Origin of the sequence: Bacillus sp. SD088, from assembly GCF_017355205.1 — a bacterium.
Taxonomy (GTDB): Bacteria; Bacillota; Bacilli; order Bacillales; family Bacillaceae_C; genus Lederbergia.
Genome location: NZ_JADIJK010000004.1, coordinates 46,033 through 59,498 on the forward strand (window position 1 = coordinate 46,033; position 13,466 = coordinate 59,498).

At 36.3% G+C, this 13,466-nt stretch carries 8 protein-coding genes and 1 riboswitch; of the genes, 2 read left to right on the top strand and 6 right to left on the bottom strand.

The annotated features are described in order from the left end of the window. Positions 1–38 precede the first annotated feature (38 nt). From IPU53_RS04465 to IPU53_RS04475, 3 genes are all read right to left on the bottom strand, one after another. Positions 39–1,367: an ABC transporter substrate-binding protein gene (locus IPU53_RS04465; protein ID WP_207448256.1), complete on the bottom strand. Its 1,329-nt coding sequence runs from the start codon at positions 1,365–1,367 to the stop codon at positions 39–41. A 143-nt stretch (positions 1,368–1,510) separates the two neighbouring features. Next, complete coding sequence (locus IPU53_RS04470; RefSeq protein WP_207448258.1) at positions 1,511–3,079, bottom strand: response regulator; 1,569 nt, start codon at positions 3,077–3,079, stop codon at positions 1,511–1,513. Between the two features lie 5 nt (positions 3,080–3,084). Further along, positions 3,085–4,815 (bottom strand): sensor histidine kinase, encoded by a 1,731-nt coding sequence (locus IPU53_RS04475; RefSeq protein WP_207448260.1) that lies wholly within the window; start codon positions 4,813–4,815, stop codon positions 3,085–3,087. A gap of 380 nt (positions 4,816–5,195) precedes the next feature. On the opposite strand from IPU53_RS04475, the gene IPU53_RS04480 reads away from it, so the two are divergent. Next, entirely contained in the window at positions 5,196–7,112 is a 1,917-nt protein-coding gene (locus IPU53_RS04480; RefSeq protein ID WP_242698071.1) for an FIMAH domain-containing protein, read from the top strand. Between the two features lie 391 nt (positions 7,113–7,503). Here IPU53_RS04480 and IPU53_RS04485 read toward each other — a convergent pair whose 3' ends face one another. Then, positions 7,504–8,850 (bottom strand): ABC transporter substrate-binding protein, encoded by a 1,347-nt coding sequence (locus IPU53_RS04485; protein ID WP_207448267.1) that lies wholly within the window; start codon positions 8,848–8,850, stop codon positions 7,504–7,506. Positions 8,851–9,473: 623 nt separating this feature from the next. Here IPU53_RS04485 and IPU53_RS04490 point away from each other — a divergent pair. Beyond that, positions 9,474–11,066, top strand: a complete 1,593-nt coding sequence (locus IPU53_RS04490; protein ID WP_207448269.1) for a catalase — start codon at positions 9,474–9,476, stop codon at positions 11,064–11,066. Between the two features lie 55 nt (positions 11,067–11,121). Here IPU53_RS04490 and IPU53_RS04495 read toward each other — a convergent pair whose 3' ends face one another. Both IPU53_RS04495 and IPU53_RS04500 read right to left on the bottom strand, forming a co-directional pair. Beyond that, positions 11,122–12,423, bottom strand: coding sequence for a nucleobase:cation symporter-2 family protein (locus IPU53_RS04495; protein WP_207448271.1), 1,302 nt, complete (start codon positions 12,421–12,423; stop codon positions 11,122–11,124). Next, a complete protein-coding gene (locus IPU53_RS04500; RefSeq protein WP_207448273.1) occupies positions 12,424–13,008 on the bottom strand; it encodes a xanthine phosphoribosyltransferase in 585 nt (194 codons plus the stop codon). A 143-nt stretch (positions 13,009–13,151) separates the two neighbouring features. Then, positions 13,152–13,254, bottom strand: a riboswitch (purine riboswitch). Between the last annotated feature and the right edge of the window lie 212 nt (positions 13,255–13,466).

Sequence of the window (13,466 nt, forward strand, 5' to 3'; positions counted from 1 at the left end):
GAATACAAAGAAGACCGCTCCATTAACAAGTTTTATAATTAACGATTCAATATGGACTCAGCTTCTTTTCTAAATTCTGCTGCTCCTTCTTCAGGTGATAGTTTTTTATACATCACCATCTCATCAATATTTTGTAATTCGTTAATGACTTCAGAGGCTTCAGCTGGAAAATTCGAATCAATTGGTGAACTGTTCTCTGTGACAAATTCAATATAATCAAAAACTTTTTTATCTACTTCTTCTAAATTAGAAACCATCTCATTTCGAATCTCTTCTTTAATCGGAATACCACGATCTGTCCCACCAATATCAAAGACTTCTATTGTATTAGTAAAAAAATCGATAAATTTCGCAGCTTCTTCTTTTTTATCGGAGTTTTCGGCAATCGACCATAACATTGCTGGCTTTAAAAACATTCCCTTTCTATTATTCTCTCCAGGCATCAAGTTTAATTTTAGCTCTCTACCTGCCGCATCTGTTACAACCCCAACTTGGTTTGACCATCTCCAGTCGATTGCGGCCTTCCCGTGAACAATAAGTTCATCTTCTGGCCCTTGTACTTGCTGTGTTTCATCATAGCCTGGTAGAGCTCCTTCTTCATAAAGCTTTAAGTTCCGATTAAAATAATCAACTAAAATCTGGTCATCCTCATAACCCAATCCAGTCCCATCATCATTGAACAATTTATACCCTTGCTCTCTAACATAGAATTCAAAAACATTCTTTACTTCCGGAAGTTTCGCGCCATACTGGCCCGTTTTATCTTTCACTGTTTTCACAATATTTTCAAAGTCCTCCCATGTCCAATCATCGCTCATTTCTACTCCAGCCTCTTCCATCATGGCAGGATCATAAAGAGCTGTAAAAGCGTTCGTTCCCGTAGGAATTCCTAAAAGTTTTCCCTCCTTCATTCCTGATTCTAAGACAACGTCACTTACGCCATCTAAATTGATCGTGCCATCCTCCAGAAATGGATTAATATCTGTTAATAATCCCTGCTCTGCATAAAGATTTAAATATTCTCCAAAGTTTTGTTGCATAATATCTGGAAGATTATTTCCTGCCGCCTGTGCAGCCATTCTTTCAAAATATCCATCAAATCCGGTAAATTCCGGTTCAATTTTCACATTAGGATTCTGTTCCTCATATAGCTCTATAATTTTTAATGTCATATCATGGCGACCTTGGGAACCCCACCAAGACATTCGTAATGTCACTTGCTCATCATCACCTGTCTGTTCCCCCTGTCCTTCTTTATTATCATCACCTCCGCTCGCATTAGATGAACCTTTCTCTGTCCCTCCTGAACATGCTGCCATCATTGCGATAAACACAACTGTTAATAAGAATAGCCAATACTTTTTCATGCTTTTCCCCCTCTAAAATTTTCTTTTGAAAGCGTTTACTATATAAATACTATAGAATATTTCGCCATTTGAAAAAATAAAATAAACAGACATTGATGTATAAAAAATAGACTTATCAAAAGAAGAAAGTTGGATTTTCGCCCTCACTCCTGATTGATAAGTCCATAGTGCATTTTATATTCAGTTGGTGTAAATCCTGTGTGTTTTTTAAATACTTGACTAAAATAACGAGGATTTCTACCAAAGCCAACAAATTCTGCTATCTCAAACATCTTCATTTCCTTTGATTGCTCCAGTAATTCAATCGCTTTTTTAATACGCTGTTCAATTAAGAAATTAGAAAAACTCTCTCCTACTTCCTTTTTAAATAACTTTCCAAGATAATCTGGATTCATATATACAACGGTATTTGCAATTTTCGTTATAGAAAGTTCTTCATCATCTACATATTTGTCCACATATTCAATTACCTGCCTTATAACATGACTTTGAATCTTCTTCGTATCTGTATAGTGAAGCTTAGCTACATCTTCTGCAACAGTCACAATAAATCCTTTTACCTGTTCAAATGTTGGTAATTCTACAAATTGTATCATCTGTTTCAATAATAATTTTTTATGATCTTTACTTGCTTGCCTAATAGTCGACATTAACAAATCCAAACTATGAGTTTTTACATCCTTCTCGCTATAACCGTTCTTTTTTAAATGTGCAAAAAAGTTCTCTAAGTACTTGTGAATTCCCTTCAAATCTCCATTACGAATGACATGAATTAAATGTTGATGATTATAATGACCACTACTTTCATTAGTCCCTTGAGAATTCCAACGCTTTTTTGTAATGATACTTCCATTATCTAAGTAAAATCGTTCGGATAAATTCTCTAAAGCTTCCTCATATAAATTTCGTATTTCATGTTGATTTCCTGAACCACTTATCGCTACTAGAAACGACAATTGAAAAGTTTGATAAAACATTTTTTGTACTCTTTTGATCGTCTCTATAAAATAATCAACATTATTATCTCTTGCTAAAATAACAATTCTCTCATCAATCAAAGTATCCAGTACTACACTTCGATCCTTTTTCATTTCCGTTAAGATCATTTTCTTTAAGGCATATATATATTCATAATTACTTTCATGTTCAATCATAAAAACAAACAATCTCAGTGAAGAAGAAAAATCAATCTCAAAAATCCTTTCGAGTTGTGCCCAATCCTGTACACCATAATCCTTATTGGTAATATATTCATTTAAGAATTGCTCTTTTGCTCCCGGAATCATCTTTTTTAGTTTCTGATCCATCGAAGAGATGAATTGCTTTGTACGGTTTTGTTCATCTACTTCTTCGACTACTTTAAGTAGAGCTTGCTCTATTTTCAATTCATTGCTAGGCTTTAATAGATAATGCTTTACCCCGTATGCCATCGCTGTCTTTGCAAATTCGAATTCATCATAGCCAGATAAAATAATAAATTTTACTTGAGGATAAGAGGTATGTATTTTCTCAATCAACTCAATCCCATTCATTCCAGGCATTTTAATATCTGTAATAACGATATCAGGAACTTCTCTTTCCACATAGTTAAGTGCCATTTTCCCATGGTGTGCCTCTGCCACAAGCTTAGTCCCGCATTTCTCCCAATTAACTAGCAGAGCAATCCCCTGTAATATGTTTATTTCATCATCTACTAATAAAACTTTATACAAATCTTTCACCTCGTCTTAAAAGGTAACTTGACGATGACTCTCGTTCCTGCTCCTTTTTTACTTTCAATATGGATACCATATTCATCGCCAAACATTAATTTAATTCGTTCATTAATATTATGCAGGCCAATTCCTGTGCTTTTTGACTTATTCCTTCCTTCGAAAATAGCTTGAATCGTTTTCTTTTCCATTCCAGGGCCATTATCAGATACAATAATACACAGTTGCTTCTCTCTGATTTCATGAAAAATTTCAATCTCACAAGTGGAAACGATCTCTTCTAATCCATGTTGAATGGCATTTTCCACAATCGGCTGAACCGTTAGTTTAGGAATACTAGTTTTTTTTATCTCCTCTATGTTCTGAACAGAAAAATGCAGCCTATTTTCATAACGATATTTCTGGATCGTAATATAATGATGGATAATATCAAATTCTTCCTCAATTGTAATGAGAGGAGCCTTTTTACTAATAATATTGCGCATCATATTACCTAATGCCTCAGCTAGGTTTGATATCTTTTCCATTTTGTTCACTCTTGCAAGCCAATTAATAGAATCTAATGTGTTATATAAAAAATGTGGGTTAATCTGGGCTTGTAGCGCTTTGTATTGTGTCTCTTTTATGATTAATTGCTTTTGATAATTTTCCTTTATAAGCTCATTAATCTTCTCAAGCATCAACTTGAAGTTTTTTTGCATTTGTCCAATTTCATCTTTTTGAAAATCTTCATTTTCAAAAGATACATCTTCAAATCGACCATTCTGAACTTGTTTCATTTTTTCCGTTAATGCTTCTATTGGTTTTGAGATAGCCTTTGCTGATCTTCTACTCACATAAATGGTCAATAAAATCATCAATATAATAAAAATAATCATTAAATGGGTCATAACTTTCGTCTTTTCAGCAATGTTGTCATAGGGAAGAATATTATAATAGGTAAGATGGGAATAATCGGATGTTTGAAAAGTGATAAAATACTTTCTTCCTTCTATTTCACTAATTTGATAGCCCCGCTCTAAACCAGATTCGTAATTTACCACACCTAATATAGCGCTTTCAAAGTTTTCATCCATATAAAGAATATCATTTTCCTTTGCTATCATAATGCTTCTATCACGAGGTTCCTTCAAAACTTGCTTAAGCAAACTATTCATATCAATGGTGATTCCAAGATAACCAAGATGATCAAGACTCACATTCTTCATTCTCCGAATTTGTCTAGCTGACAATAATTTATTCTGCTCTAGACTTGCCCAAACACTAGCCCCTTTGGATTGATAAATATCCTTATATTTTTGAAAATCTCCATTAAACTCGGGATCATAGCCACCAATATAATGCTCGGAAACGAGATCAGTTATTTGAACCGAGGTAATATACCGTTCCATATTAGCAAAAGCAACTAAACGTTCCGTTAGTAACATTCTTGTTTTATAGATTTGATAATCAAGTTGATCGGACTTAATCGTTTGCAAATACGTTTGAATAAAATTATCAGTGCTAATTTGAAAGGATAGCTTTTCAACTTTTTCAAACTCTTTATCCAATACTGTGGACCACAAAAGAAGGCTTTCAGCTGACTCTGCATAGATGCGTTCCTCATACATTTTAGAAAAATAATGAAATAATAGGAATGTTGTTATCGTAAAGAGAAAAAGTAATAATAAAGTGATCGAGAAGATTTTATTTTTAATCGTATTAAAATAATTAAAAATACGGCTGATTTTTAACATGCCTCCTTATTTTAACCTTTCATCAAATTGCCAGATCCTGTCGAGTTAGAAGTTCACTGACATTCCGCCCCTGATCATAATTTAGTATGTGGGTAGTCCCAAATTTTGCATAGTCTTTTATATTTACTTTATTCGACATTATTGAAGGTACTCCTTTCTTTAGATTTAAAATTTATTAATTACATTAATTGGAAGAAAACTATTTTTTAAACAGTTTTGTCTAGTTTTTGAATTTATATTTTGGGAATGATCTGTAAAAATACAAATGTAAGCGTTTCCCAATTTAAATAAGCAAAAGGAGGGATTTATTTTGAATGGTCATTATGGTTAAAGACACGTAATTTGATTTCCAAATATCAAATAAAACAAAAGGAGAAAAGATGATGCAGCTTAAAACAATGATTATTTTAATATTTTCTTTGTCGCTCATTACTTCATCGATTATTTTGGATGGGAATCTAAAAATGAAAGCGGCTATGATTGATGCCATCCCAAATACTACAAGAACGGTGATGGATTATAACAATCATTTTCTGTCTGTAACTGGGTTTGCCTCATTAGGAGTGAACGACCGAAGTCGTTACTTAGGAACCTCTTATTATCGCGAGGTAAGAACAGGGAAGGATTTCCTGCAGGCTGTTGCGGATGCAAGTAACGGGGATGTAAAAGTGATTAAAGTCTTGGAAGATCTGAACTTAGGATGGAAAGCATTAAATCTAAATTCAGAGGAGCAAAAGAAGTATAGCTTTATCAGCAAGTATTCAGAACCAATGAATGGATATACAAATCCGTTACTAGAAGCTTCTGGTGTTTCCCAGTTAAATATTGATAACGTCGAGGGATTAACAATATTTTCAAATAGCGGAAGAACAATCAGTCATGTTGAGATTAAATTACAAAGATCTAGCAATGATCTTGTTTTTAGAAACCTGAATTTTGATGGAATGTGGCAATGGGATGATACTGGAGAGCATAAAGAAGCTGGCTGGTCCTTCTTCAAAATAAATGGAGCTAATAACGTCTGGATCGACCATTGCCGTTTTTCTATTGCAGCAGATGGTTTGATTGATCTTAAGAATGGTTCAACTAATGTAACACTTTCATGGAATGAATTTGGCTTGGAAGCTAGTGAGAATCCACCTGAGGATAGTGGGATTTACCAATCTATTCATTTTATGGAGGAAAAATATACTTCCAATCAACTTGATTCAGATAGTGTTTATTATAATATGCGAAACGCTGGAGCAACCATAGAACAGATTATGGCTTATGCAGCTTATCATAGTAAAAGTCATTTAAATGGCTCAGGGGATAAGGATTATATGAATTATGTTGGAAGTAATGGTGTGGAAATTAAAGATGGGAATCAAAGAATTCGTTTGACAATCGCCTATTCTCGTTATCATAATATCGGTCAGCGGGTACCAATGATTCGTCAAGGCTCGGGTCATCTATACAATATACTTATAGATAACTCCACTCATCATAAGGTACTAGATAATGTCGAGGCAATTGCAAAGTATGGAACAGATAATCTCTCCCGAGCTCTCAATGCACGCAATGGTGCCTCTATTGCGGCAGATACATCAGTATTTAATGATATTTATGAGCCAATCACAGGAGCTGAAATTCAAGGGATGGATACGGAAAACATGAATGCGCCTTGGAGTACATTATTTCGGGAAGCATATAATCATAATCTAATTGTGAACTCGAGGATAACCAATAAAGATGGAACATATACAGGCAGCAGTTGGGATAATAATGGTGAGAACCTTTTTACAAAAGGATTTAATTGGTATGATAAAGCAACAATTGGAAATTGGGCGTGGTCTTCTCATATTGTTGGAGTTGAAAATATGGATAAAGAGAATCCACCAACCGATCCATTCATGTTCGAATATAATTATGAAGAGACGTTACCTTATGCCTACAATGTTCTTCCATTAAATAGCGTGGAGCCGATCGTTACCGAGTATGCTGGTGTTGACAAAGTGAAAATGGGGACAGTAGATTGGTTGAAGACACACTATGATCCAATACTACAAAATTTAGTTGACCTTGTAGATGAATATTGGCTAGAAGGAGAAATTACAAATGAGCATACAGCACATGCTTTATCTCTTCACTTGACTGCTGTTTCCCAATTTGAAAAGAAACAAGACAATAAAAAGATCATTAAACATATGGAAGGCTTTAAAGAATTGCTAGCTCATCAAAAGAAGAATCTCTCAGATCATGCATACGATTATCTCTATCAAAGTGCAAATGCAACAATTGCCACATGGCAGCAATAATCGAGGAAGTCACAGAAGAAATCCATTATTAAATTTGAAGAGGCTGGGACAAAAGTGTTCTCACCAAAGAAAAAACGAGCTAGTATGATGTATATCCCTGCTCCGGAAATATACTTCGCTTTCCACGGGCTGCTGGTGAGCTTCCTCGTGCTACGCACTCCGGGATCTCACCGATGCCTTTCCTCCCGCTGGAGTCTACGTATATTTCCTCCGCTAAGGTAATACATTGTTCGGTTTTAGAGTTCGATTTTTTAGTTTTGTCCCAGCCTCTTTTCCTATATTCCCTACTCGCCCATCAGCTATTTGGTTTGAATTGGGTCCAGGCTATCTAATGTTTTTCTCGTTTAATTACAACAACTTTTTTGATGGTATTCATCTACATTCGAAATATTTAATCCTCCTGACTATCCATCTCCTCTTTTATTTTAATCACAGACTCTTCCTCCGTAATCCTTAGAAACTCGTTGATATCTACACCAGATTCTTGGTACTTTTCAAAGTCAAATGTGACAAACTGATCCCAAATGCTTTTAAACTCAGGTGGCTCTGCTGGTGTAGTATGGAATAAAGCTTCAATATTTTTTCCTGGTAGAAAATCATTTTCAGCCCCAAATTCTTCAATAGACTCTGCCGTATTCAAAGCAGAAGGTGTCCCTATACGTGAGAGCTGTAATTGATAATCTTCTGTTGCTCCAGCTAAAATAAATTGTAACGCTGCTTCCTTTTGATCACTATGATTGTTTATAACCCAAGGATGGATTCCTCTTGGAGAAGGGCCAATTTCCGGTGCATCAGGCCATGTTGGAATTGGTGCAATATCAATGGGTTCTAAGTATTCAACCTCTTTTTCTACGTCTTCTACATTTCCTCCTCCCCATTGGGCTAGTAATCCATGCCAATCAATTTTCATCGCTGTTGTTTTTCCTCCAAAACTACATTCTTCCGCTTGATTTCCTTGAATATTATAAAATCGTTCCATTAATTTCATATATTGAGTAAATTTAGGATCACTTGTCAACAAGACGTCACCTGTTTCAGAATCTGTCATATTTGCTGATAACTCCCATAATGGGGCCATTTCCAGTAAATCCATATCTAATCCACAATAAACGTTTCCATTTCGTTCTCCAGTTAAACTAGCTGAAAGATCCATCACTTCATCCCAACTCATACTCTCGTCCGGATTTGGATATTCTTTTCCAAACAGATCGAATACTTCTTTATTGTAGTAAAGCCCAAGAACTCCAGTTTCCTGTGGGATACCAATAAGACGTCGTTCTTTATCCCTTGAGCGAATTTCTTCTAAAACTAATGGTTGCAGATGAGATAAATCGATGCCATAAGACTCCAACATATCATCCAGTGGGAAAACTGAATCTAGCTTCTCTAAAGGTTGTTGTCCTGTAAACGCCAAAAAAACATCAGGAGTTGTACCTCCAGCATAAAGCTCCTCTAAATTTTCTACACTTCCATCCCAATCTATATGCTCTATTGTAATATGTGGTAACTGTTTTTCAGCATATTCCCCAATTCGATTCATAAAATAGTCTTCTCCCCAAGGAGTAGCCACGCGCACCGTAACTTCTTCATCTGAGAACTGCATCTCAACAGTCTCATCTTTTTCTTTTGAATCTTCGGCATCATCTCCATGAGCTGAAGTAGAAGAATTTTTATCGGAGCAAGCTGCTAAAAGAAATGCTATACAGAATATTAAAAATATAAAACGCCTATGTTTCATTTATATCTCTCCCCTTTTGACCTATTAAGCCATTCAAACAATTGGTAAGCGTTATCAAAAAACTAAAATAGAAATACAAACATATTTAATGACTTTACTGAAACACGAATTAACTGAAGATTGATCTTCTTTTTGTCTTCCTTATCTCCTGTCCTCATCCCCCCTATAATTCTGTGATCTTTGCATGAAATTTTTACCGATATCATAACATAAAGGTTTGTACACCCTTATTGTTTTTATATGTAAGTGTTTACATTTATTGTCGGTAATCTCAAAATAACCCCAACATCATTATTTGTCAATCATTGATTTTTACTGTGGACCGAAATCTTATTCGGATGTTTTCCGTATCAGATAACGAGATCTTTAAAACATAGTATGTTTTTCCGTTATGAGGATTTTGCAGGACAGGATATTTCTTATTATAAAAAAGCCGACAATGTACATGAAAACTGTCGGTTTTTTCATCGCAACTAAACGGTAGATAATATTGTATTTCTCCTCTCATATGTCCCTTATATTATAAATCTCTTTTTCACTACAAAAAAACAAGGCTATTTTCATTCCTTTCGGGAACATTATCCATAGAACTTATAATATAACTAGAAAAGGATGGGGATTAGATGGATAAGGAACGAGACAATCATGAAACCAATATCGAGAATAAAAAAACACTAACCAATCGCCAAGGACACCCTGTCACGAATAACCAAGATATTCGAACGGTTGGAAATCGCGGCCCAGCTACATTAGAGAACTATGATTTTATTGAGAAAATTAGTCATTTTGATCGTGAGCGAATCCCTGAGCGTGTTGTACATGGCCGTGGGGCTGGAGCACATGGCTACTTTGAAGCCTACGGATCAGCGGGTGATGAACCGATTTCGAAATATACCCGCGCTAAGCTTTTTCAAGAGAAAGGGAAACGAACGCCAGTATTCGTACGCTTTTCAACCGTGATCCACGGAGGGCATTCTCCTGAAACGTTACGTGATCCACGCGGTTTTGCCGTTAAATTTTATACAGAGGATGGAAATTGGGATCTAGTTGGAAACAATATTAAAATTTTCTTTATTCGGGATGCAATTAAGTTCCCTGATATGATTCACGCTTTTAAACCTGATCCTATTACCAATATTCAAGATAGTCAGCGTTTCTTTGACTTTTGCTCAAATTCTCCGGAAACTTTTCACATGGTCACATTTATTTACTCGCCATGGGGCATTCCAGCAAATTATCGGCAAATGCAAGGCTCTGGAGTCAATACGTATAGGTGGGTCAACAGTAAAGGAGTGGCCGTACTAGTCAAATACCACTGGGAACCTAAACAAGGCATTAAAAATCTCACGCAAAAAGAAGCGGAAGAAATTCAAGCGAAGAATTTTAATCATGCCACGCAGGACTTATACGATGCGATTGAACAAGGAGATTATCCGGAATGGGAATTGTTTGTACAAATTATGAGTGATGATGAGCATCCGGAATTAGACTTTGATCCATTGGATGATACAAAATTGTGGCCTAATGATCAATTCCCTTGGATTCCCGTTGGAAAAATGATTCTAAACAAAAACCCTGAAGATTACTTTACAGAAGTTGAACAAGCTGCATTTGGGACAGGGGTCCTTGTTGATGGTCTCGATTTTTCCGATGATAAAATGTTACAAGGTCGAACATTCTCTTATTCAGATACGCAACGATATCGAGTGGGCGCCAACTATTTACAGTTGCCGATTAATGCAGCCAAAAAACGGGTGGCTACGAACCAAGAAGGTGGACAGATGCGTTATGAAGCAGAACGCGCACCAGGGAAAAATTCGCATATTAATTATGAGCCATCTATTTTAGGAGGATTAGAAGAAGCAAAACAACTAGGCAAAGAACACACTCCTGAGGTAAAAGGCAAACTTGTGAGAGAGCCAATTGATCGTCCTAATAACACAAAACAAGCTGGAGAAACCTATCAGATGTTTGAAGATTGGGAGAAAGATGAATTAATCCATAATCTTGTGAATGATCTTTCAGGCTGTGATCAACGTATTCAAGACAAAATGATTGCCTTGGCTGAGGAGGCAGACAAGGAATATGGTCGTAGATTAAGGGAAGGTTTGGAGAATATGAAGAAAAAGCATGACGGAAATCCACTCGGCACCCAAGATGCTGAAAAGGTCTCAAAGGAGACAATGGAAGATAGTCATGAGGCAGATCCATACTAAAAATTCTCTAGAGTTAAAAACCGACAGTGTATATGAAAACTGTCGGTTTTTATCCTTATGCACTTTGTTTCGATGTAACACTTACTGATTTCTTTCTTGCTGGTAACATATTAAAGAGAATGTTTAAAATAATAGAAGTTAAACTCCCCGCTACAATACCATTACTTGTTATGATTTGTAAACCAGTTGGTAAGGCTTCGAATAGATCAGGAGCGACTGTAACGCCAAGTCCAATTCCAACTGAACAAGCAATAATCATTGAGTTTTCTTGAGAATCGGAAATGATTTTGCTAAGCATTTTAATCCCTTGTGATACGACCATTCCAAACATTGCAATCATCGCCCCGCCTAAAACTGAATCAGGGATAATCGTTGTTACAGCAGCAAGCTTAGGTAAAAAGCCCAATCCAATTAGCATACCCGCTGTAATGACGATTACTTTTTTGGAGCGAACCCCTGACATTTGAATTAAACCCACGTTTTGCGAAAATGTTGTGTAAGGAAATGCATTAAAAAGCCCGCCAATCACTGAAGCTAATCCTTCAGCTCGATATCCTTTTGCTAAGTCTTTTTCTGTTAGCTTCCGTTCGCAAATATCACTTAATGCAAAGTAAACACCTGATGATTCCACAAGAGACACCATCGCCACTAATGTCATCGTCAAAATGGCAGACCATTCAAAAGTAGGATAACCGAAGTAAAAGGGTTGAACCATGTGAAAAACAGATGCATCGCCAACAGGTGCAAAGCTTACTTTTCCCATGATGATCGCTGCAATCGTTCCTATCCCTAGTCCTAATAAGATAGAAATTGCTCGGATAAAACCAGTAGAAAAACGATAGAGCAGGATAATGAAAAGCAAGGTACCAAAAGCAAGGGAGAGATTAGCAGGTGAGCCAAAATCAGCTGCTCCTTGTCCACCTCCCATATTTTGAATAGCTACGGGGATGAGTGTAATTCCAATGATTGTGACGACTGAACCTGTCACCACTGGTGGGAAGAATTTGACAAGTTTCCCAAAGAACCCGCCAATAATAACGATAATGACACCTGAAGCAATAATAGATCCATAAATTGCTGATACACCATATTGTCCACCAATCGCAATAATCGGACCAACCGCTGTAAATGTACAGCCGAGCACAACGGGAAGCCCAATCCCTGTAAATCGATTGCTAAATAGTTGCAAGATCGTGGCGATTCCGCACATTAAAATATCTATGGATACTAAATACGTTAGTTGCGAAGGAGTGAATTGCAAAGCCTTCCCAATCGTTAAGGGAACAATAATTGCTCCTGCATACATAGCTAACAAATGCTGAATACCTAGTGTTGTCGACTTTAATGCATCCTTCATTTAGGCCCGCTCCTCCTTCGTAAAGTCGACTTTTCCATTTTCTAAAGAAGATATAATCGCGAGTGATTCAACACGAATGCCTTGTTTACGAAGAAGCTCTCCACCTGTTTGAAAACCCTTTTCAATCACAATCCCAACACCTGAAAGACGTGCCCCTGCTTGTTCAATAATGTCAACCAAGCCAAGAACAGCTTGTCCATTCGCTAGAAAGTCATCAATAATTAGAACAACATCATGTGGTTGAATAAAATCCCCTGAAACGGAAATTTCAGTTGATTCTTTTTTTGTAAAAGAATACACATTTGCGGAATAAAGATTTTTAGATAGGGTTAAAGATTTCCGTTTACGAGCAAACACAACTGGTATATCCATAATCAAACCAGCCATCGTCGCAGGAGCAATACCAGAAGACTCAATTGTGATAATTTTGGTAATCCCTTCATCATGAAAAAGGTCTGCAAATTCCTGTCCAATTTCTTTCATAAGCTGTGGATCAATTTGATGATTTAAAAAAGAATCTACTTTTAATACGCTATCTGATAGTACTTTTCCTTCTGATTTAATTTTATGTTTTAATGCCTGCACTATGATGGCCCCTTTCATTATTTACAACAAATAGATCAAGCAAAAAACTCGAAGACCTAGCATCCCAATGATAAATGGGAGCAAAGCCTTCGAGTTTTCACAACTCAAAAGGAAAAAGAAAACATGCCTAGCGGCTTACGTTTTCTTTCAAACTTTGCACCCATAGTCGATTTATTTATGGTAAATCGGTAGAAACTTCCAGGCCGTATCCCTGTGATTTATATGAGTGTACTATAATGTTGTCGAATAATGTTATTATAGCATGTTATGGACGATTTTCAATGGATATTCTTTCAAATTCATTCACAATATAAAGAAGTCGGGACATAACTAAAATGCTATACTCTGAAGACGAACTCATCACCTTATCGGAGGAAATGAGTGTCCAATTTTGGGTCCAGTGCACTTGACACTCGTCCATGGAAAATGAAGTATATTTCCGGAGCAGTTTTGGTTTA

Excerpts from the sequence above, each read along its gene's own strand:
- IPU53_RS04465 (WP_207448256.1), bottom strand. The coding sequence starts at position 1,367 with ATGAAAAAGTATTGGCTATTCTTATTAACAGTTGTGTTTATCGCAATG.
- IPU53_RS04475 (WP_207448260.1), bottom strand. The coding sequence starts at position 4,815 with ATGTTAAAAATCAGCCGTATTTTTAATTATTTTAATACGATTAAAAAT.
- IPU53_RS04480 (WP_242698071.1), top strand. The coding sequence starts at position 5,196 with ATGATGCAGCTTAAAACAATGATTATTTTAATATTTTCTTTGTCGCTC.
- IPU53_RS04485 (WP_207448267.1), bottom strand. The coding sequence starts at position 8,850 with ATGAAACATAGGCGTTTTATATTTTTAATATTCTGTATAGCATTTCTT.
- IPU53_RS04490 (WP_207448269.1), top strand. The coding sequence starts at position 9,474 with ATGGATAAGGAACGAGACAATCATGAAACCAATATCGAGAATAAAAAA.
- IPU53_RS04495 (WP_207448271.1), bottom strand. The coding sequence starts at position 12,423 with ATGAAGGATGCATTAAAGTCGACAACACTAGGTATTCAGCATTTGTTA.